18 protein-coding genes are annotated in these 19702 nt (G+C 73.3%); 9 read left to right on the top strand and 9 right to left on the bottom strand.

Annotated elements, in window-relative coordinates:
* Window positions 1–82 precede the first annotated feature (82 nt).
* Window positions 83–1687 (bottom strand): FadD3 family acyl-CoA ligase, encoded by a 1605-nt coding sequence (locus tag ACFV6E_RS18010; protein ID WP_385162843.1) that lies wholly within the window; start codon window positions 1685–1687, stop codon window positions 83–85.
* A 112-nt stretch (window positions 1688–1799) separates the two neighbouring features.
* On the opposite strand from ACFV6E_RS18010, the gene ACFV6E_RS18005 reads away from it, so the two are divergent.
* Genes ACFV6E_RS18005 through ACFV6E_RS17995 form a run of 3 tightly spaced genes read left to right on the top strand, consistent with a single transcriptional unit; the run spans window position 1800 to window position 4226 of the window.
* Window positions 1800–2984, top strand: a complete 1185-nt coding sequence (locus ACFV6E_RS18005) for a lipid-transfer protein (RefSeq protein WP_385462681.1) — start codon at window positions 1800–1802, stop codon at window positions 2982–2984.
* A gap of 10 nt (window positions 2985–2994) precedes the next feature.
* Window positions 2995–3453, top strand: a complete 459-nt coding sequence (locus ACFV6E_RS18000) for a Zn-ribbon domain-containing OB-fold protein (protein WP_385462679.1) — start codon at window positions 2995–2997, stop codon at window positions 3451–3453.
* Window positions 3450–4226 carry an enoyl-CoA hydratase/isomerase family protein gene (locus tag ACFV6E_RS17995; protein ID WP_385462676.1) on the top strand — a complete coding sequence of 259 codons (777 nt, stop codon included), beginning with the start codon at window positions 3450–3452 and terminating at the stop codon, window positions 4224–4226. The genes ACFV6E_RS18000 and ACFV6E_RS17995 overlap by 4 nt, the downstream gene beginning before the upstream one ends.
* A 24-nt stretch (window positions 4227–4250) precedes the next feature.
* Here the strand turns inward: ACFV6E_RS17995 and ACFV6E_RS17990 are convergent, their stop codons facing one another.
* From ACFV6E_RS17990 to ACFV6E_RS17980, 3 genes are all read right to left on the bottom strand, one after another.
* Window positions 4251–4844, bottom strand: coding sequence for a hypothetical protein (locus ACFV6E_RS17990; RefSeq protein WP_385162835.1), 594 nt, complete (start codon window positions 4842–4844; stop codon window positions 4251–4253).
* 157 nt (window positions 4845–5001) lie between these two features.
* A complete protein-coding gene (locus ACFV6E_RS17985; RefSeq protein WP_385462674.1) occupies window positions 5002–7329 on the bottom strand; it encodes a PQQ-binding-like beta-propeller repeat protein in 2328 nt (775 codons plus the stop codon).
* A 220-nt stretch (window positions 7330–7549) separates the two neighbouring features.
* A complete protein-coding gene (locus tag ACFV6E_RS17980; protein ID WP_385462671.1) occupies window positions 7550–8320 on the bottom strand; it encodes a VOC family protein in 771 nt (256 codons plus the stop codon).
* Between the two features lie 201 nt (window positions 8321–8521).
* Here ACFV6E_RS17980 and ACFV6E_RS17975 point away from each other — a divergent pair, with 201 nt between their 5' ends.
* Window positions 8522–9157, top strand: coding sequence for a TetR family transcriptional regulator (locus ACFV6E_RS17975; protein ID WP_385162902.1), 636 nt, complete (start codon window positions 8522–8524; stop codon window positions 9155–9157).
* Window positions 9158–9318: 161 nt separating this feature from the next.
* Here ACFV6E_RS17975 and ACFV6E_RS17970 read toward each other — a convergent pair whose 3' ends face one another.
* The gene (locus tag ACFV6E_RS17970) at window positions 9319–9831 is read right to left on the bottom strand and encodes a nitroreductase family deazaflavin-dependent oxidoreductase (protein ID WP_385462668.1); all 513 of its coding nucleotides are present in this window, start codon (window positions 9829–9831) and stop codon (window positions 9319–9321) included.
* The gene (locus tag ACFV6E_RS17965; RefSeq protein WP_385462665.1) at window positions 9828–11084 is read right to left on the bottom strand and encodes an acyl-CoA dehydrogenase family protein; all 1257 of its coding nucleotides are present in this window, start codon (window positions 11082–11084) and stop codon (window positions 9828–9830) included. The genes ACFV6E_RS17970 and ACFV6E_RS17965 overlap by 4 nt, the downstream gene beginning before the upstream one ends.
* A 136-nt stretch (window positions 11085–11220) precedes the next feature.
* Between ACFV6E_RS17965 and ACFV6E_RS17960 the strand changes: the two genes are divergently transcribed.
* Together ACFV6E_RS17960 and ACFV6E_RS17955 are read left to right on the top strand one after the other, a co-directional pair.
* Window positions 11221–12393, top strand: a complete 1173-nt coding sequence (locus ACFV6E_RS17960; protein ID WP_385462663.1) for an acetyl-CoA acetyltransferase — start codon at window positions 11221–11223, stop codon at window positions 12391–12393.
* A gap of 344 nt (window positions 12394–12737) precedes the next feature.
* Complete coding sequence (locus ACFV6E_RS17955) at window positions 12738–13394, top strand: pyridoxal 5'-phosphate synthase (protein WP_385162823.1); 657 nt, start codon at window positions 12738–12740, stop codon at window positions 13392–13394.
* Here the strand turns inward: ACFV6E_RS17955 and ACFV6E_RS17950 are convergent, their stop codons facing one another.
* The 3 genes from ACFV6E_RS17950 to ACFV6E_RS17940 are packed head-to-tail and all read right to left on the bottom strand — an operon-like array spanning window position 13395 to window position 14902.
* The gene (locus tag ACFV6E_RS17950) at window positions 13395–13997 is read right to left on the bottom strand and encodes a GNAT family N-acetyltransferase (RefSeq protein ID WP_385462660.1); all 603 of its coding nucleotides are present in this window, start codon (window positions 13995–13997) and stop codon (window positions 13395–13397) included.
* The gene (locus ACFV6E_RS17945; RefSeq protein ID WP_385462657.1) at window positions 13998–14453 is read right to left on the bottom strand and encodes a Zn-ribbon domain-containing OB-fold protein; all 456 of its coding nucleotides are present in this window, start codon (window positions 14451–14453) and stop codon (window positions 13998–14000) included.
* The gene (locus tag ACFV6E_RS17940; RefSeq protein ID WP_385162900.1) at window positions 14450–14902 is read right to left on the bottom strand and encodes a DoxX family protein; all 453 of its coding nucleotides are present in this window, start codon (window positions 14900–14902) and stop codon (window positions 14450–14452) included. The genes ACFV6E_RS17945 and ACFV6E_RS17940 overlap by 4 nt, the downstream gene beginning before the upstream one ends.
* A gap of 166 nt (window positions 14903–15068) precedes the next feature.
* Between ACFV6E_RS17940 and ACFV6E_RS17935 the strand changes: the two genes are divergently transcribed.
* The 3 genes from ACFV6E_RS17935 (at window position 15069) to ACFV6E_RS17925 (ending at window position 19558) form a co-directional block, all read left to right on the top strand.
* Window positions 15069–16268 (top strand): flavin-containing monooxygenase, encoded by a 1200-nt coding sequence (locus tag ACFV6E_RS17935; RefSeq protein ID WP_385462654.1) that lies wholly within the window; start codon window positions 15069–15071, stop codon window positions 16266–16268.
* 91 nt (window positions 16269–16359) lie between these two features.
* Window positions 16360–18585, top strand: a complete 2226-nt coding sequence (locus tag ACFV6E_RS17930; protein ID WP_385462651.1) for an acetate--CoA ligase family protein — start codon at window positions 16360–16362, stop codon at window positions 18583–18585.
* 193 nt (window positions 18586–18778) lie between these two features.
* Window positions 18779–19558 (top strand): enoyl-CoA hydratase/isomerase family protein, encoded by a 780-nt coding sequence (locus tag ACFV6E_RS17925; protein WP_385462648.1) that lies wholly within the window; start codon window positions 18779–18781, stop codon window positions 19556–19558.
* Window positions 19559–19702 lie beyond the last annotated feature (144 nt).

The raw sequence follows: 19702 nt of genomic DNA, 5'->3' as shown, positions 1-19702 counted from the left end.
GGAGCAAGGGGGGCACGGGGGACGGCCGCGGCGGCGCGGGCAAGGGGGAGCCGCCGCGGCCGACGTGCGTCCGGGCCCGGTTTCAGGACGCGCCCCGGCGCAGCTCCCCCTTCACCACCTTGCCGCTCGCGTTGCGGGGCAGCCCGGGTACGAACGCCACGCTCCGCGGGACCTTGTAGTTGGCCATCTCCCGGCGGGACCAGGCGATCAGGTCGTCGGCGGTGAGGGTGGCGCCGGGACGGCGTACGACGTAGGCCATGCCGACCTCGCCGAGGCGGGCGTCGGGGACGCCGACCACGGCCACGTCGGAGACGTCCGGGTGCAGGCCGAGCAGCTGCTCTATCTCCGCCGGGTAGGCGTTGAAGCCGCCCACGACGAACATGTCCTTGATCCGGTCGGTGATCCGCAGATTGCCGTCCGCGTCGAGCACGCCCACGTCGCCGGTGCGCAGCCAGCCGTCCCCGGTCAGCACCTCCGCGGTGGCGGCGGCGTCCTCGAAGTAGCCGGCCATCACGTTGAAGCCGCGGACCAGGACCTCGCCGCGGTTGCCGGCCGGGACCTCTTCCCCGGCCGCGTCCACCACCCGTACCTCCGTGTCCGGGATCGCCCGGCCGGAGGTGGCGGCGATCACCGACGGGGCGTCCCCGCGGCGGCACATCGTGACGATGCCGCTCGCCTCGGACAGCCCGTACGCCGTCAGGACCGTGTCGATCCGCAGCTCCGCGCGCAGCCGCTCCACCAGTCGCAGCGGCACGACCGCCGCGCCCGTCACCACCAGGCGCAGCGCCGACAGATCGTGGGCGTCGCGGGAGGGGTGGTCCAGCAGGGACTGGTGCAGGGTGGGCGGTCCCGGCAGCACCGAGACGCGCTCCTTGGCGATGTTGGCCAGCACCGTGTCCACGTCGAAGACGGGCTGCGGGATCATCGTGGCGCCCCGCATCAGACAGGCGACGATGCCCGCCTTGTAGCCGAAGGTGTGGAAGAACGGGTTCACGATCAGATAGCGGTCGCCCTCGCGCAGCCCGGCCAGTTCGGCCCAGACGGCGTACGCGCGCAGTGTCTGCGCGTGCGTGATCACCGCGCCCTTGGGGCGGCCGGTGGTCCCGGAGGTGAAGACGATGTCCGAGGGCGAGGAGCCGGTGAGGGCGGAGCCGCGGTCCCGCACCTCGCCGGGCGGCACGGCCTCGCCGCCCGCGAGGAAGTCCTTGAGGGTGCGGAAGTCGGCGGGGGCGTCGCCGGAGAGCACCACCACCTGTTCCAGGTGCGGCAGGCCCGGCAGCGGACCGGTCCCCTCCCCCTCGCCCGCGGCCCGGCGCAGCGAGGCCACGTACGAGGTGCCGAGGAAGGTGCCGGTGACGAAGAGCAGCCGGGCGCGGCTGCGGGACAGCACGTAGGCGGCCTCGGCGCCCTTGAAGCGGGTGTTCACCGGGACCAGGACGGCGCCCGCCGAGACGGCGCCGAGCGCGCAGACGATCCAGTCGAGCGTGTTGGGCGCCCAGATCGCCACCCGGTCGCCGGTCCGTACGCCGCTCGCCAGGCAGGCCGCCGCCGCGCGCTCGACACGGGCGCCCAGTTCGGCGTACGTGACGCGGGTGCGGCCCTCGATCACGGCCTCGACGTGGCCGTACCGTCCGGCCGCGGCGCGTACCAGGCCGGGGAGGGAGCCCCACTGAAGGTCTCCGCGCATCGTCCGCCTCCCGGGCCGTGTGATCGTCCGCTTCGCTGTACCTGACTGACCGTCAGATTAGCGGTAGCCTGACGGGCTGTCAGCAGAGTCGGCCGCGTGCGGAGGTGCGTCCATGACAGCGAGCACGGCGGGCAGAACGGCCGTCGCACCGGCGGGCCTCAAGGACGCCACCGCCATCGCGGGCATCGGGCGGACGGCCTTCGCCAAGCACCTGCCCGAGTCCGAGAAGACGCTGGCCTGCCGGGCGATCCTGGCCGCCCTGGACGACGCCGGGATCACGCCCGCCGAGGTCGACGGGCTCGCCTCGTACACCATGGAGGAGACCGACGAGGTGGAGGTCGCCAAGGCGCTCGGCCTCGGCGACCTCACGCACTTCAGCAAGGTCGGCTACGGGGGCGGCGGTTCGTGCGCCACCGTCGCCCACCTCGCCGCCGCCATCCGCACCGGGCAGGCCACCGTGGGCGTCGCCTGGCGGTCCCGCAAACGCGGCAGCGGGCCGCGCCCCTGGCGCAACACCACCGCGCAGCTGCCCACCCCGGCCCAGTGGACCCGCCCCTTCGGACTCCTGCGGCCCGCCGACGAGATCGCCATGCTGACCCGCCGCTACATGCACGAGTACGGCGTCACCCGCGACCACCTCTTCAACGTCGCCCTCGCCTGCCGCAACCGCGCCAACCAGAACCCGGCCGCCGTGATGTACGAGCGCCCCCTGACCCGCGAGATGTACATGACCTCCCGCTGGATCAGCGAACCGCTCTGCCTCTTCGACAACTGCCTGGAGACCGACGGGGCGCTGGCCTGCGTCGTCGTCTCCGCCGACCGGGCCCGCGACTGCCGCCACCGCCCCGTTTACGTGCACGCCGCCGCCCAGGGCCTGCCCGCCCAGCACCACGGCATGGTCAACTACTGGAACGACGACCCGCTGACCGGACCGGCCTGGACCGCAGCCCGGCACCTGTGGAAACAGGCGGACTTCACCCCCGAGGACGTCGACGTCGCGCAGATCTACGACGCGTTCACCGCGCTGATCCCGCTCTCCCTGGAGGGCTACGGCTTCTGCGGGCGCGGCGAGGGCGGCGCCTTCACCGAGGGCGGCGCTCTGGAGACCGGCGGGCGGCTGCCGCTCAACACCGGCGGCGGCGGCCTCTCCGAGGCGTACGTGCACGGCTTCAACCTCATCACCGAGGGCGTGCGGCAGCTGCGCGGCACCAGCACCGCCCAGATACCCGGCGCGGCCACCTGCCTGGTCACCGCGGGCGAGGGCGTCCCCACCTCCGCCCTCCTGCTCAGGAACTGAGGAGACAGCCGTGACCACGAACGAGAACGCCCTCCTCCTTCCCGTCCCCGACGACGACGGCGCCCCGTTCTGGCGGTACGCCGCCCAGGGCGAACTGCGCGTCCAGTACTGCGCGGACCCGGACTGCGGCGAACCGCGCTTCCCGCCCCGCCCCTGCTGCCCGCACTGCCACGGCTTCGACAGCGAGTGGCGCCCGGCGAGCGGCCGGGGCCGGATCTGGTCGTACGTCGTCCCGCACCCGCCGCTGCTGCCCGGCTACGCCGAACAGGCCCCGTACAACGCCGTCGTGGTCGAACTGGCCGAGGCGCCGCGGATCCGGCTGGTGGGGAACGTGGTCAGCGGGCCCGGCGCCCGGCTCGACTCCGTCGACCCGCGGCGGCTGCGGATCGGGGCCCGGGTGCAGGCGGTCTTCGCCCCGGCGGGCCCCGGCGGCCCGGTCGTGCCGCGCTGGGTGCTGGAGCGCCCGTGAGCGGCGGCCTGCGCGTGAGCGTGGCGGACGGCACAGGGGTCGCCGTCGTCACCCTGGACCGGCCGGACCGGCTCAACGCCATCGACCTCGCCCTGGCCGCCGAACTCGCAGCCGCCTGGCGCTCGTTCCGCCACGACGACTCGGTACGGGCCGTCGTGCTGACCGGCGCGGGCGAGCGGGCCTTCTGCACCGGCATCGACCGGAGCGCGGACGTACCGCAGCCGGACTCACCCCACATGGCGGACGATCCACTGCTCACCGTAGGGCCGAAGGCGAACGGCCTGTGGACGCCGGTGATCGCCGCCGTGCGCGGCATGGCCTGCGGCGGCGCCTTCTACCTGCTGGGCGAGGCGGACTTCGTGATCGCCGACGAGACGGCCGTCTTCTTCGACCCGCACACCACGTACGGCATGGTCAGCGCCTACGAGACGGCGCTGCTCGCCCAGCGGATGCCGGCCGGGGAGGTGGCCAGGCTGGCGCTCATGGGCACGGCGGAACGGGTGTCCGCGCGGCGGGCGTACGAGGTGGGCCTGGTGTCCGAGGTGACGGCGCCCGGCGAGGCGGAGGCCGCGGCCCTGCGCTGCGCGGCCGTGCTCGCCTCGTACCCGGCAACTGCTGTGCAGGGCACCGTACGGGCCTGCTGGGCGGCGCAGGAGGCGACGCGGTCCCGGGCGCTCGCGCACGCCGGTGACCTGGTCGCGCTCGGCAATCTGCCGGCCGGGCGGCAGGCGGAGCTGTTCGCCGCCCGCCGCCGGGAGTTCCGCACCCGCTGAACTGGACCGAGGGCTTCCGGGCCCTCAGTCGGCCAGCGACGCCACCTCGTTGGCCGTGCAGTGGTCCAGCTCGTCCAGGTACGTGTCGTCGTCCACGGGCACCTGGGTGGTCACCGTGCCCTTCGCGGGCACCTCGACCTCCTTGGTGCCCTGCGCCACGGCCGTGTCGTCCGCGTCCTGGAAGGCGAGGTACACGGAGAAGGTCTGCTCGCTCTTGTTCGGGTTGGTGACCTCGACGGTCGCGTACTTCCGCTTCTGCGTCGCGCAGCTCACCAGTTTCACGGTGCCGTCCTTCAGACCGCTGCCGGACGCGCTGGAGGTGGAGCGGTGCGTGGGGCGCCGGTTGTAGCCGCCGGTGCTGCCGCTGCTGGTGCTGTCGTCGTCGTCATCGTCGTAGTAGTCGTCGTCGTAACTGTCGTCGTCGTAGGTGCTGCCGCCCGACGAGCTGCCGCCGGACGTCGACGAAGAGCTGTCGTGGTCCTGGCTCGAACTGCTGCAACCGCCGCCGCCGCTGCCGTGGCTGCTGTGACCGTGCCCGCGGCTCGAGAAGCCGGTCAGGGCCAGGACCACCAGGCCCAGCGTCGCGGTCAGCTTGATTCCACTCCCCCGGATTCGCATGCGTCTCAGCCTACTCAGGCATGTCACGAACACGTCACCGGATGGCGCCGGGCGGGCACCGGGCGTAGCGTCGGGGGCGACGGCCGCCGTCCCCACCCCTTCCGTGTCGGGTGCGACGGCCGTCCCGGACCGTACGGGGTGGACCGCCTCGTACGGTTCACGCCGTGCGTGCCGTGCCCGTGCCCTTCTCCGCGTCCAGCGCGTACACGCAGCGGTCCTTGCTGCACGCGTACACCACGCCGTCCTTGACCACCGGAGCGCCGGTGATCTCGCCGCCGGTCGCCAGCTTCCAGCGCAGCCGCCCGTCGTCGGCCTTGAGGGTGTAGAGCAGGTGGTCGGTGGAGCCGAAGTGGATACGGCCCTCGGCCACCGCCGGGGCGCCGACGATGTCGCCGCCCGCCTGGAAGCGCCACTTGGGCGTGCCCGTCACCGCGTCGAGGGTGTACAGGCCCTTGCCGCTGCCCACGTGCACATGGCCGCCCGCGACCAGGACCGGTTCGGTCGAGGAGCGGGACTCGGTGGCGATCCGCCAGCGGTCGCGGCCGTCGGTGGCGTCGAGCGCGTACACCGTGCCGAGGTAGTCGGCGAGGTAGACGCCGCCGCCCGTCACGGCCGGGCCCGGCGCGAAGGTCGGCGGGCTCAGGAAGACCGCCGGGGCCTCGAAGTGCCAGCGCACGTGCCCGCTCGCCACGTCGACGGCGAGCACCCGGGTGCCGGCGCAGATGTACACGTAGCCGTCGGAGCCCGGGGTCAGCCGGACCGGGACGCCGCCGCAGGAGGCCGCGTCGCCGATCGGGTACGACCAGCGCTCGTCGCCGGTACGGGTGTCCAGGGCGCGCAGCCGCGCGTCCTGCCACACGTAGACCGTGCCGTCGTGGACGGCCGGTCCCGCCTCCGGGGACTCGAAGTCGGTCTGGACGCCGGTGATCTCCCACAGCTTCTGGCCGTTCGAAGCCTCCCACGCCTGGACCGCGCCGCCGCGGGTGCCGGTGATGACGGTGCCCCGGTCGGCCTTGAGCGAGTACACCCAGGCGTCGGTCGACAGCCGCCACAGGTCACCGCCCTCGCGGGCCTCAAGGGCGAACAGCGTGGGCCCGTCGGAGGCGTGGATCCGGCCGTCCGCGACCGCCATCGACCAGGCTACGTCGCGCGTCTTGAACCGGCGCCGGCCGGTGGCCACGTCCAGGGCGTGCACCTCGAAGGAGGTGACGTAGACGAGGTCCTCGACGACCTCGGGGGTGCCCCAGACGTCGTTCGACATACGGAACCGCCAGGGGCGCCAGCCCGCCGGAGCTTCCGGGGCGGGCGGGGCCACGACGGGCGCGGGATCGGCGCCGTTGACCCCGGGGCGCGGCCGGGACCAGGACGCGGCGAGGCCCGCCTCCGGGGGCGGCGCCTGGGTGGCGGCGGCGCGGGCGTCGGCGACGCGCGGGCCGGGCCCGATCGGCACCTGGGCGCCGGCCAGCCGGACCGGGCCCGTGCCGGGCGCGCCGACCGGTACTGGTGCGGGCGGGTGCGGCGGCGGGGGCGGCGCGGCGACGCTGCCCCGGCCGCCGCTGCGGGGCGAGGCCGGGGGCCGGACGGCGGGACGGCCGCCGCGCCTGCCCTCGATCAGGCTCACCGCGCGCTCGGGCAGCCACGCCGAGGCGGTGCCGCTGTCGTCGGAGCCGGAGCCGAAGAGATGCGGCGCGAGCTGCGCCTGGAGGTCGGCCGGGTTGGGGCGGCCCGTCGCCTCCATCTGCATGCAGGACTCGATCAGCGGACGCAGCTCGTCCGGCAGCCCCTCCAGGTCCGGGCCCTCGCGCAGCAGCATGAAGACCGTCTCGACGGGGTTCGCGCCGTGGAAGGGCGCGTGTCCGGTGGCGGCGAAGACGAGCATCGAGCCGAGCGAGAACACATCGCTCGCGCCGGTCACGCTGCGCGAGTCCTTGGCCTGCTCGGGCGACATGTAGGCGGGCGTGCCGACCGCGACGTTCGTCATGGTCAGCCGGGTGTTGGAGACGCCGGAGGCGATACCGAAGTCGATGACGCGGGGACCGTCCTCGACCACGAGCACGTTCGACGGCTTCAGGTCGCGGTGCACGAGTCCGGCGCCGTGGATGGACTGCAACGCCTCCGCGACGCCCGCCGCCAGCCAGCGCACCGCCTGGGCCGGGAGCGGCCCGCACTCGTTCACTATCTCCTCGAGGGAGGGGGCGGGCACATAGGCGGTGGCCAGCCAGGGCACGGCCGCGCGCGGGTCGGCGTCGACGACGGCCGCCGTGTAGAACCCGGACACCGCCCGCGCGGCCTCGACCTCACGGGTGAACCGCACCCGGAAGAGCTGGTCCTCGGCGAGCTCCGTCCTGACCGTCTTGATCGCCACGCGCCGACCGGACGCCGAGCGCGCCAGATAGACCAGCCCCATGCCGCCGGCCCCCAGCCGTCCCAGCACCTCGAACGGCCCGATCCGCCGCGGATCGTGCTGCGTCAGCTGATCCACCACTTGCCTGCCACCTCCCCGTACGGGCCGCTTCGTCCTCGTACGGAACTCGTATGGAACGCGACCCCGTGCAGCGTCTCACCACCGCACCGCCGTGGCGGCACGCACCCCGATTCTTCCTGTCCGGGCCACTGGTTGCGAACCCGGGGCAGAATCGGGGTGTCTGGGTACAAAACGCCTCGGTGCCGGATCGGAGCCCGCGCCCCTGCGTCCAGGGACCGGCTCAGCGCTGGAGCAGGACGAACGACGCCCCCTGATTGTCGGTGACCACCGCCACCCGTCCGTACGAGGTGTCGAACGGCGGTGCCTGCACCCGGCCGCCGAGGCGCAGCACCGTACCCAGCGCGCTGTCGCAGTCGCGTACGCCGAAGTGGACGAGGAAGTGGGGCGGCATCTCGGCCGGGAAGACGCCTGCCAGCGGTCCCCGGCCGGTCTCGGCCGCGTTCCTCCCCGCCTCGGGGGCGTCACGCCCGAACAGTTCCTCGTAGAAGCCCGCGGACGGGTCCCGGGCGAACAGCTCCGCCCGGCAGAAGGTGCCGACCTCGTGGTGCCTGCCGAATCCGGGGTGGCGGCCGGGCTCCCAGAGGCCGAAGACGGCGCCCTGCGGGTCGGCGGCCAGCACGGACGTGCCCAGGGAGCCCACCGGCAGCGGCTGCGTGATCACCTGGCCGCCGGCCTCCCGGACCCGTACGGCCAGCGCGGACGCGTCGGTCGCGGCGAAGTACACCGTCCAGACCGTGGGCATCCGCCCGTCCCGCTTGGGCACCAGACCCGCCACCGGCCGGCCGCCGAGATACGCCCACACGGAGGCGGCGCGCTCCGTACCGGGCGTACCCGGGGTACGCGGCGCGCTGTACGCCTCCCGGTAGGACCACCCGAAGAGCTCTCCGTAGAAACGCCTGCCCGCGGCCACGTCGGGCAACTGGGCGTCGACCCAGCAGGGCACGCCCTCGGCGGAGGGGGCGGGTGCGGCGGACGCCGCGTGATCGACCATGCGGCCAAGCTAACGGGCGGTGACGCCGGTCGCACGGTGAGTGCGCGCCTCTCGGCCGATCGTGACCGGCATCCGACCGGCGTCCGCCGCTGTCCGGAAAACGGTGCCCTCCGGGCCCGGTCCGGGGGCCTACTCCCCATTTGCACTCGGCCGAATCGCGCTCCGATCACCCCTCGGTAAGCTGACGGCATGACAGGACAAGTGCGTACCGTCGACGGCCGTGTGGCCGGCCGGCGTGGGCAGGCGACCAGGCAGAAGCTGCTCGACTGCCTCAGAGAAATGCTCAGCACCTCGCCCTACCGGGACGTCAAAGTCATTGATGTCGCCCGGAAGGCAGGCACGTCACCGGCGACCTTCTACCAGTACTTTCCGGACGTCGAGGGCGCCGTCCTCGAACTCGCCGAGCAAATGGCCTCCGAGGGCGCCGGGTTGACCGAGCTGCTCGAAGGGCGCTCCTGGGTCGGCAAGGCCGGATGGCAGACCGCGCAGGAACTCGTCGACGGGTTCCTCGAGTTCTGGCGCAAGAACGACGCGCTCCTGCGGGTGGTCGATCTCGGCGCCGCCGAGGGCGACAAGCGGTTCTACAAGCTCCGCATGAAGATCCTGAACTCGGTCAACAACTCCCTCGCGGACGCGATCTCCGATCTGCAAGCGAAGAACAAGGTCGACAAGGACGTGAGCCCGCCGGCCGTCGCCGGGTCGCTCGTCGCCATGCTGGCCGCGGTCGCCTCGCACCAGAAGGGCTTCTCGACCTGGGGCGTCAAGCAGGCCGAACTCAAGCCCAATCTGGCTTTGTTGGTGTATCTCGGGGTTACGGGCAAGAAGCCGACGAAGTAGCCCTCGGATTCGGCTGCGGAGGCGAAACAGCCGTCAGTTCCGGCTCCGGCTCCGGCTCCGGCTGCGGACCGGTTCCGGGTTCCACTCCTGTCATGCGGGCGGCAGTCCACCGGCGTGGACTGCCGCCCGTCTCCGGCGCTCAACGTCCGGGCTCCCGGCGCTCAACGCCCGGTCTCCTGGCGCCGCTCGATCCTGAAGAGCCGGATCTCCCGCGTGACCCGCCGCTGGTACGTGGCGTACGGCGGCCAGAACTCCAGCACCGCCCGCCACGCCGCCGCCCGCTCCTCCCCCGCCAGCAGGCGCGCCGTGACCGGGACGCGCGTACCCCGCCAGCTGATCTCCGCGTCCGGGTGCGCCAGCAGGTTCGCGGTCCACGCGGGGTGCCGCGGACGCCCGAAGTTCGAGCCGACGACGATCCAGCTGTCCGGTCCCTGGCCCTCAGGCATGCAGGCCAGCGGTGTCTCCCGGGGCAGTCCGCTGCGGGCGCCGCGCGCCGTGAGGACAACACCCGGCAGGAGTCGCGCGCTGAGCAGGACCCGGCCGCGCGTCAGCCGGTGCACGGCGCGGTCGAACGCGGGCAGCATGCTCGGCGCCAGCCGTGCGAAGGTTTCTGTGGAGGAGACCCGCTGTGCCAGTCGGACGACCGGGGCCGTCCCCTTCGCCTTGTTGGTCACCGGACCACCGTCTTTCTCACGGTCTCCGGGGCCCGTACGGCCCGTACCGGCCCCGCCGTCGCGAACAGCCCCGCCTCGTCCGCCGCGTGCGCCCGCAACCGGTGCACCGGGCCGAACAGCAGCTCGTCGCCCGCCGCCCGCTTGAAGTACAGGTGCGCCTCGTGCTCCCAGGTGAAACCGATCCCCCCGTGGAGCTGGATGCCCTCGGCGGCCGCCAGCCGCAGCGCGTCGAGCGCCTGGGCCAGCGCGAGGGCGCCCGCTCGGTCGCCGCCGGTGCCGCACGACCAGGCCGCGTAGTACGCGGCGGAGCGGGCCGCCTGTACCCGTACGTGGACGTCCGCGAGCCTGTGCTTGACCGCCTGGAACGAACCGATCGGCCGGCCGAACTGCTCCCGCTGCCGCGCGTACGCCACCGTCCGCTCCAGCATCCGGTCCGCGGCTCCCACGGCCTCCGCGGCGAGGGTGGCGGCGGTCGCGTTTCCGGTGTCGGCGAGTGCGCGGAGCACGTGACCCGCGTTCTCGGCGTCCCCCAGCAACTCGGCTGGGACGTCGCGCAGTTCGACGCATGCGCGGGGGCGGGTTTCGTCCAGCGCCGTCTGGCGTGTTCGTCTCAGTCCGGCGGTGGTGTTCCCTGCGGCGGTGGTGTCGGCAGGGACCAGGAACAGCAGCGTCCGCGATCGCGCATAGCCGCCCGTGTGCGCCGCCACCACGAGCAGCCGGGCGCTGTGGCCGTCCAGCACCTGGTCCGCCTCGCCGTGCAGCCGCCAGCCGGTCCCGCACCGCCTCGCCTGTACGCCGCCCGCCCGGCCGCCGCCCGCCCAGCTCCCGCCGTTGTCGCCGGTCAGGCCGAGGGCGACGGGCAGCGCCCTGCCCGGCACCGCCAGCGCGGCGGTCAGCTCGCCCGAGGCGATCCGCGGCAGCAGCGCGGTGCGCTGGGCGTCCGTACCGAGGGCCAGGATCAGCGGGGCTGCCAGTACGGCCGTGGGCAGCAGTGGTGTGGGGGCGAGGGCGCGGCCGGTCTCCTCGCAGGCGAGGACGAGGTCGGTCACCGGGCAGCCGACACCGCCGTACGTCTCCGGGAGCGCGAGGCCCGGCAGGCCGAGCCGGTGCGCGAGCGTCTGCCAGAGCGCTCCGTCGTGGCCGTCCGGGGTCCGTACCGCGGTCCGCACCTGCTCGGGGCCGCAGCGTTGGTGCAGGACCTCGCGCAGGGCCCGGCGGATCTCGTCCTGTTCCGTGGTGAAGCGGGCGTCCATGAGTGGGCCCTTCTTTAGCTGACTGCCCGTCAGGCGAAGCGTCATCGTAGGTCCGGGGTCCTTCGATGACCAGCGGTGCGGGGCGGTGCGGAGCGAGGTGGCGCCGTTCGGGCGTAGCTGATGTACCGTCAGATACATGACGTCACCCGGGCGGCGCAGGGTCGCCGTCGTCGGCGCCGCCCTCTCCGACTGCGGCCGGCTGGACGCGGCGACCCCGTACGCGCTGCACGCCCAGGCCGCGCGCCGCGCGCTGGCCGACTCGGGGCTCGACCGGACGCTGATCGACGGGTTCGCCTCGGCGGGCCTCGGCACGCTCGCCCCGGCCGAGGTCGCCGAGTACCTGGGGCTGCGGCCCGTGTGGGTGGACTCCACCTCCGTCGGCGGCTCCACCTGGGAGGTCATGGCGGCGCACGCGGCGGACGCGATCGCGGCGGGCCGCGCGCGTGCGGTTCTGCTGGCTTACGGGTCCACCGCCCGCGCCGACATCCGGGCCGGGCGCCGCACCGGTGACCTGTCGTTCGGTTCCCGGGGGCCGCTCCAGTTCGAGGTGCCCTACGGGCACACGCTCGTCGCCAAGTACGCGATGGCCGCGCGCCGCCACATGCACCAGTACGGCACCACGCTGGAGCAGCTCGCGTCCGTGGCCGTACAGGCGCGGGCGAACGCCGTGCCCAACCCCGAGGCGCTGTACCGCGACCCGATCACCGTCGACGACGTGCTGTCGGGTCCTGTGATCGCCGATCCCTTCACCAAGCTGCACTGCTGTCTGCGCTCCGACGGGGGCGCGGCGGTGCTGCTGGCCGCCGAGGAGTACGTGCGCGACTGCCGGAGCCTGCCTGTGTGGGTGCTCGGTACCGGTGAGCACGTCTCCCACACCACGATGTCCGAGTGGGCCGACTTCACCGTCTCGCCCGCGGCGGTGAGCGGACGGCTCGCCTTCGGACGGGCCGGGGTGCGTCCGGACGAGATCGACGTCGCCGAGATCTACGACGCCTTCACGTACATGACGCTGCTGACCCTGGAGGATCTGGGGTTCTGCGCGAAGGGCGAGGGCGGTGCGTTCGTGGAGAAGGGGCGGCTGACGCTGGCCGGGGAGCTGCCGGTGAACACCGACGGTGGCGGTCTCGCGGCTCAGCATCCCGGGATGCGGGGGTTGTTTCTGCTGGTGGAGGCGGTGCGGCAGCTCCGGGGGGAGGCCGGGGTGGGGCGTCAGGTGCGGCGGGCCGACGGGGCGGTGCCGCGGCTGGCCGTGGCTTCCGGGACCGGGGGGTGGTTCTGCTCTTCGGGGACGGTGGTGCTGGGGCGGTAACGACGGTTCCCGCCGTGCGGGCTGCGGGTCTGGCTGCGGCTCCGGTGGGCGGGCTCCGGCTGCGGCTCCGGTGGGCCGGCTCCGGCTGCGGCTCCGGTGGGCGGGCTCCGGCTTCGGCTCCGGTGGGGGGTCGGGACCGCACCGGTACATCCGCCCGTCGCTCCCGCGGTCACCTCCGGGGTGCAGGAGGTTCCGTTGGTGTGCGACCACGTGATCGACGGGCATTTGATGTACCGGTGCGGCCCCTTCCGTGCGCGGGCCGCCTCGGGTTGTCGGTGGTACCTGCCCGGCGGTGCGGGGAGCAGGTGCGCTCCGGGGCGCGGGGCGGCGGCCATACTCGGGGCATGGGAGCCGATCTTCATGAGCTGTTGCGGTCGTTGCGGGTGTGGGACACCGAGTTGCCCGGGTTCGTGCCGGAGGAGGCGCCCGCGGAGCCGTTGGCGTTGTTCGTGCGGTGGTTCGCCGAGGTGGTGGCGGCCGGGCAGGTCGAGCCGCACACCATGTCGCTCGCCACGGCCGGCGCGGACGGGCTGCCCGACGTCCGCACGGTGATGCTGCACGGCGCCGGGCCGGACGGCTGGTCCTTCGCCACGCACGCGAGCAGCCGCAAGGGCCGTCAGCTCGCGGAGCGCCCGTACGCCGCCCTCGGGTTCTACTGGCCCGTGCAGGGGCGCCAGGTGCGGGTGCGCGGGCCCGTCACGGCCGCCCCCGCCGAGGAGGGCGCGGCCGATCTGCACGCCCGGTCCACCGGTGCTCTGGCCGCCGCCCTCGTGGGCCGCCAGAGCGAGGTCCTGGGCTCGTACGGGGAGCTGGAGCGGGCCTCCGAGGCCGCCTGGGCGCGGGCCGGGCGCGAGCCGGACGCGTCTGTGCCTACCTGGACCCTGTACCGCCTGGAGGCCGAGGAGGTCGAGTTCTTCCAGGGCGATGCCCGGCGGCGGCACGTCCGGCTGGATTATCGCCGTACGGGCAGTGGCTGGGAGCGGGAGCTGCTCTGGCCGTAGTCAGTCGATTTTCGGGGCCTCGTCCGCTGCTATGCGGCCGTGCAGGTGTACGTCTCTGAACGCGTCGTGCCTGCCCGTCTCGAACATCGCGCCGCGCAGCGTTCCCTCGTACCGGAAACCGCACCGTTCAGCGACCCGGCAGGACGCCTCGTGCCCCAGGGCGTGGCCGAGTTCCAGCCGGTTCAGGCCCAGGTCGGTGAAGCCGAAGTGGGCGGCCAGCGCGAGGGAACGGGTGGCGACCTGACGGCCGCGCGCCTCGGGGAGCACCCAGTACCCGATCCGGGCGACGCTCATGACGTGGTCGATCTCGTTGACGCCGATGTGTCCGAGGGGCGTGCCGCTCGCCGCGTCCGTCACGCAGTACGACGCGGCGGTGCCCGACGCCGTGCTCTCGGCGCGCGCCCGCAGCGACTCCCGGGCTCCGTCGATGTCGGTGATCGCCTTCAGAGGTGTGTTCCAGCGCTGGAACTCCGGGTCGGTCAGCCCGCGCAGCCAGGCGTCGGCATCGATGTCGGACTCGGGATCCCACGGGCGCAATCGCAGACCGTGGCCGTGGAGGTCCGGGAAGGGGGAGTTCGTGTACTGCTCGTGGACGTCGGACATTCAGCCATTGAAACCCGCGCCCCCGGCCGGTTCACACCCGGGCCGCCCCTTGGGTCCGAAGACCGGTACCCACATCTCCCCCAGCGCGCGGAACGTCACCTCCAGCGCCATGCCCACCCGCAACGCCTCCGGTTCGCAGCCGACCACCTCGGTCATCATCCGCGGCCCCTCCGCCAGGTCGACGACGGCGGCGGCGTACGGAGTGCGCCCGCCGAAGGGCGGCAGGTCGTTGCGGTGCACGACCGACCATGTGTAGAGGACCGCCCGGCCGCTCGCGGGCCGCCAGTCCACGTCCTCGCTCCAGCAGTACGGGCAGAACTCGCGGGGGTAGTGATGGGCGCGGTCGCAGGCGGCGCAGTGCCGCAGCAGCAGCGTGCCGTCCGCCGTGGCCTCCCAGTACGGGCGGGTGAAGGCGTCCGCCTCCGGCACGTCGAACCTGCCCTGCGGCCCGGTCACGCGAACAGGCCGATCGCCGCGTCCACCGACCAGGTCTGCCACGACATGCCGAAGACGGCCACGAGCGAGATCAGCGCCATCATCGAGTTCTGGCCCTGCTCCGCCCAGTCGTGGATCATCAGGACGAGATACAGCACGTTGAGGAGCAGCCCCGCACACAGGGCCACCGGCGTCAGGAAACCGGCGACCAGGCCGAGGCCCAGCGCGAGTTCGGCGTAGACGACGACGTATGCCATGGTCCGGGGGCGGGGCGCCACCACCGTCTCGAAGCCGCCGCGGACCGCGTTCCAGCGGTGTTTCGCGGCGACGTCCGCCGCCCACGCGATCCCCGTGCCCCGCTCGAACCAGCTCTTCTTGTCCTTGTGCCGCCAGCTCTCCAGCCACCACAGCCCGAGCCCGATACGGAGCACGGCGAGCCATTCCGCACCGGTCAGCCAGATCGTGTCCATGTCGTCCACGCCCTTGAGTTTTATCTGACGGTACGTCAGTTCAGCGTATGGCGGCGGTCCGCGCAAGACTTCGGCGGGGGGACGCGTCCGCATCCGTGATCTATTCGCAATCGATTCCGGTCTTGACCGAGACCCATCAAGCGACGGCGTGATTACGCTCGCGCTCATGACCGGATCGACCGCTTCCCCGACGTCCCGCACGGTGCCGTCCCACGAAGACCGCCCCGTGTACGTCGTCGGCGGCGGTCCCGGCGGGCTCGCCGCCGCCCACGCCCTGCGCGCCCGCGGCGTCCGCGCCGTCGTACTGGAACGGGCCGACCACGTCGGCGCCTCCTGGCGCCGCCACTACGACCGGCTCCACCTGCACACCACACGCCGGCTGTCCGGACTCCCGGGGCTGCCGATGCCGCGCCGCTTCGGGCGCTGGGTCTCGCGGGACAACGTCGTGCGCTACCTGGAGAAGTACGCCGAGCACCACGAGCTGGAGATCATCACCGGCGTGGAGGTCTCCCGCGTCGAGCGGTCCGGCGACGACTGGGTGCTGCACGCCACCGGCGGCCGCGAGCTGACCGGCGGCGCCGTGGTCGTCGCCACCGGCCACAACCACACCCCGCGCCTGCCCGACTGGCCCGGCCGCGCCGCGTACCCGGGTGAACTCCTGCACGCCGCCGACTACCGCAACGCCGCCCCGTTCACCGGCCGGGACGTCCTCGTCGTCGGCGTCGGCAACACCGGCGCCGAGATCGCCGTCGACCTGGCCGAGGGCGGCGCCTCGCGAGTGCGGCTCGCGGTGCGCACCGCGCCGCACATCGTGCGCCGCTCCACGGCCGGCTGGGCCGCCCAGTACACCGGCATCCTGTGCCGCCGGCTGCCGGTCCGCCTGGTGGACCGGCTGGCCGGACCGCTGGCCAGGATCAGCATCCCCGACCTGTCGGCCCACGGGCTGCCCCGGCCCGACACCGGGCTGTACTCGCGCGTACGCGAGGGCGCCATCCCGGTCCAGGACGTCGGCCTCATCGACGCCGTACGCACCGGGCGAGTGGAGGTCGTCGCCGCCGTCGACGGTTTCGAGGAGGGTGAGGTGCTTCTCTCGGACGGTACGCGCATCTCCCCGGACGCCGTGGTCGCCGCGACCGGGTACCGGCGGGGGCTGGAGGATCTTGTCGGGCACCTCGGTGTGCTGGACGGCCGCGGGCGTCCCACGGTGCACGGCGCCCGCAGCCCCCGCAACGCGCCCGGTCTGTACTTCACCGGCTTCACCAACCCCATCAGCGGCATGTTCCGCGAACTGGCCCTCGACGCCGAGAAGATCGCCAAGGCGGTGGCACGCCGCTCGGCCCGCACCCGCGCCGCGGGACGTCCGTAACAGCCCTGCACGCCTGTTCCTGCCGCCGCTCCTGTTCAGTAATCTGACGGTACGTCAGTTACTTGGTTGTCGCACAGGAGCGGGCGGACCGATGCTTGGATCAACCCACGGCACCCTCACCACCGACTCCCGCCGGGCCCGGGTCATCGCCTGCGGCGAGCACCCCTCACCGGTCGTCCACGGCCGTCCCGCCGAGGCCGGTGACACGGACGTCAGCGGCCGGCCGCTGCACGCCGCCGTACCCGATCTGGACCGCTTCTTCCGTCCCGAGTCCGTGGCCGTCGTCGGCGCCTCGGACACCGAGGGCCGGCCCAACGCCGGTATCACCCGGCAACTCGTCGCCTGGGCCGAGCGCGTCGGCGCCCGACTGCACCCCGTGCACCCCACCAGGACCGCAGTCTTCGGCATCCCCTGCTCCCCTTCCGTCGCGGACCTGCCCGAACCCGTCGACCTCGGCGTGCTCCTCGTCGGCGACCCCCTTCCCGTGCTCGGCGAACTGGCCGAGGCCAAGGCCCGGTTCGCGGTCGTCTTCGCCTCCGGCTTCGCCGAGACCGGCCCGGCGGGCGCCGCCGCGCAGGACCGGCTGGCCGCCGCCGTCGGCCGCTCCGGCCTGCGGCTGCTCGGGCCCAACACCAACCTCAACGCCTTCGAGCTCTTCCGCGACGACCTCGACGGCCCCGCGATCGCGCTCATCACCCAGTCCGGACACCAGGGCCGGCCCGTCTTCGCTCTCCAGGAACTCGGCATCCGCCTCTCCCACTGGGCGCCCACCGGCAACGAGGCCGACCTGGAGGCCGCCGACTTCCTCGCCTACTTCGCCGAGCGCCCCGAGACCGGCGCCATCGCCTGCTACCTGGAAGGGCTGAAGGACGGCCGCTCCTTTCTGCTCGCCGCCGACCGCGCCGCCCGCCGCCGGGTGCCCGTCGTCGCGGTCAAGGTCGGCCGCACCGAGACCGGCGCCCGCACGGCCGCCTCCCACACCGGCAAGCTGACCGGCGCCGACGCGGTGGTGGACGCGGCACTGCGCCAGTACGGCGTGATCCGCGTCGACGGACTCGACGAGCTCCAGGACACCTCGGCGCTACTGGCGCGCGCCCGCCCGCCGCAGGCCGACGGCGTCGTCGTCTATTCGATCTCGGGCGGCACGGGCGCGCACTTCGCGGACCTGGCGACCGAGGCGGGTCTGCCCCTGCCCGCCCTCTCCGCCGCCAAGCAGGCGGAGCTGCACCAGTGGATACCGGAGTACCTCGACGTCTCCAACCCGGTCGACACCGGCGGCCACCCGGTGGGCGACGAGCGCGGCCGGAAGATCATCGACTCGCTGCTCGCCGACCCGGCGACCGGCGTACTGATCTGTCCCGTGACCGGGCCCTTCCCGCCGATGAGCGACCGGCTCGTCCGCGATCTCGTGGACGCGGCGGAGGAGACCGACAAACTGGTGTGCGTGGTGTGGGGATCGCCGGTCGGCACCGAGGCCGCCTACCGCGAGACGCTGCTCGGCTCCTCCCGCGTCGCCACCTTCCGCACCTTCGCCAACTGCATCACCGCCGTCCGCGCCTACCTCGGCCACCACCGCTTCGTCTCCGCCTACCGCTCGCCCTTCGACGAGGCACCGCGCACGCTCTCGCCGTCCTTCCGCAAGGCCCGCGAACTGATGCGGCCCGGCCGCCGGCTGAGCGAGCACGCGGCGAAACAGCTCCTGCGGGCGTACGGGATCCGCGTGCCGCGCGAGCAGCTGGTGACCAGCGCGGCCGGTGCCGTGCGGGCGGCGGGCCTGGTCGGCTACCCGGTGGTGATGAAGGCCTCCGGCGCGCGGATCGCCCACAAGACCGAACTGGGCCTGGTGAAGGTCGAGCTGACCTCCGCGAGCCAGGTCAGGGACGCCTATCGGGAGCTGACCGACGTCGCGCGCTTCGAGGACATCGAGCTGGACGGCGTCCTCGTCTGCCAGATGGTCCAGCGGGGCGCGGAGCTGGTCGTGGGCGTCACCCACGATCCGCTCTTCGGGCCGACCGTGACCGCGGGGCTCGGCGGCGTCCTCGTCGAGGTGCTGCGGGACACGGCCGTACGCGTGCCGCCGTTCGGCGAGGAGCAGGCGCGGGACATGCTCGACGAGCTGCGCGGGCGGGCACTCCTGGACGGCGTCCGCGGCGGCCCGCCCCTGGACGTCGACGCGCTGGTCGAGGTGATCCTCCGGGTGCAGCGGATGGCCCTCGAACTCGGCGACGACCTCGCCGAGCTGGACATCAACCCCCTCATGGTGCTGCCCCGGGGGCAGGGGGCCGTGGCGCTGGACGCGCTGGCCGTATGTCACTGAGCCGGCGCGGCGCATGAGGCGTACGAGAAATACGGGAAATACGAGAGATGCGAGGCATACGAGAGATACGAGGCATACGAACCGCCGTAACCGGCGTCGTACGAAACGGAGCGCACCCGTGTCCCGAGCCACTTCTGATCCCACGGCCGCCTCCCCCCGCACGTCGTCCGGCCCATCCCCCGGCCTTGACTCATTGATACTGCACGCCACTGACAACGCCGTCTCGTGGATCACCCTCAACCGGCCGGAAGCGCTCAACGCCCTCACCCCTGACCTGCGGGAACGGCTGATCGACCGGCTCGCGGAGGCGTCCGCCGACCCGGACGTACGGGCCGTCGTCATCACCGCGACCGGACGCGGCTTCTGCGCGGGCGCGGACCTGAGAGGCACCCCGGCTCCGGGCGAGCGCGTACCCGGTGACGTGGCCCGGACCCTCCGCCTCGGCGCCCAGCGGCTGATCGCGGCCGTCCTGGACTGCGAGAAGCCGGTGATCGCCGCCGTGAACGGCACCGCCGCCGGACTCGGCGCCCATCTCGCGTTCGCCTGCGATCTGGTCCTCGCGGCCGAACCCGCCCGTTTCATCGAGGTGTTCGTCCGGCGCGGTCTCGTCCCGGACGGCGGCGGCGCCTATCTGCTGCCGCGACTCGTCGGGCCGCAGCGGGCGAAGGAGCTGATGTTCTTCGGCGACGCCCTCGACTCCGCGGACGCCGAACGGCTCGGCCTGGTCAACCGCGTCGTCCCGCCGGCCGAGCTGGAGCGGACGGCCCGTGCGTGGGCCGAGCGGCTGGCCGCCGGGCCCACCCGCGCCCTCGCCCTCACCAAGCAGCTCGTCAACGCCTCCCTCGACTCCGATCGCGCCGCCGCCTTCGCCGCCGAGGCCGCCGCCCAGGAGATCAACATGACGACGGCGGACGCGTTGGAGGGAGTGGCGAGCTTCGTCGAGCGACGCGCGCCCCGCTTCCGTGGCCGGTGAAGCGTGGCCGATGCCCGCCGACCGGTATGCCGTGGCCGGTTGTCCGTGGCCGGTGCTTCCAACCGGCGTGCCGTGGCCGGTGAGGCGCGCTGTTTCCCGCCCGCCCGGATCAACCCTTCCGAACTGACGGTTCGTCAGGTTCAA

The sequence above is a fragment of the Streptomyces sp. NPDC059785 genome (genome assembly GCF_042732375.1).
GTDB lineage: Bacteria > Actinomycetota > Actinomycetes > Streptomycetales > Streptomycetaceae > Streptomyces.
The sequence above is the reverse complement of the archived record's forward strand: the minus strand, read 5'-3'. Positions and strand labels throughout refer to the sequence as shown.

Coding starts and splice junctions, on each gene's coding strand:
- ACFV6E_RS17935 (WP_385462654.1), top strand. CDS start 15,069: ATGACCGGATCGACCGCTTCCCCGACGTCCCGCACGGTGCCGTCCCAC.
- ACFV6E_RS17965 (WP_385462665.1), bottom strand. CDS start 11,084: ATGGACGCCCGCTTCACCACGGAACAGGACGAGATCCGCCGGGCCCTG.
- ACFV6E_RS18005 (WP_385462681.1), top strand. CDS start 1,800: ATGACAGCGAGCACGGCGGGCAGAACGGCCGTCGCACCGGCGGGCCTC.
- ACFV6E_RS17955 (WP_385162823.1), top strand. CDS start 12,738: ATGGGAGCCGATCTTCATGAGCTGTTGCGGTCGTTGCGGGTGTGGGAC.
- ACFV6E_RS17940 (WP_385162900.1), bottom strand. CDS start 14,902: ATGGACACGATCTGGCTGACCGGTGCGGAATGGCTCGCCGTGCTCCGT.
- ACFV6E_RS17980 (WP_385462671.1), bottom strand. CDS start 8,320: ATGGTCGATCACGCGGCGTCCGCCGCACCCGCCCCCTCCGCCGAGGGC.
- ACFV6E_RS18010 (WP_385162843.1), bottom strand. CDS start 1,687: ATGCGCGGAGACCTTCAGTGGGGCTCCCTCCCCGGCCTGGTACGCGCC.
- ACFV6E_RS17930 (WP_385462651.1), top strand. CDS start 16,360: ATGCTTGGATCAACCCACGGCACCCTCACCACCGACTCCCGCCGGGCC.
- ACFV6E_RS17960 (WP_385462663.1), top strand. CDS start 11,221: ATGACGTCACCCGGGCGGCGCAGGGTCGCCGTCGTCGGCGCCGCCCTC.
- ACFV6E_RS17950 (WP_385462660.1), bottom strand. CDS start 13,997: ATGTCCGACGTCCACGAGCAGTACACGAACTCCCCCTTCCCGGACCTC.
- ACFV6E_RS17990 (WP_385162835.1), bottom strand. CDS start 4,844: ATGCGAATCCGGGGGAGTGGAATCAAGCTGACCGCGACGCTGGGCCTG.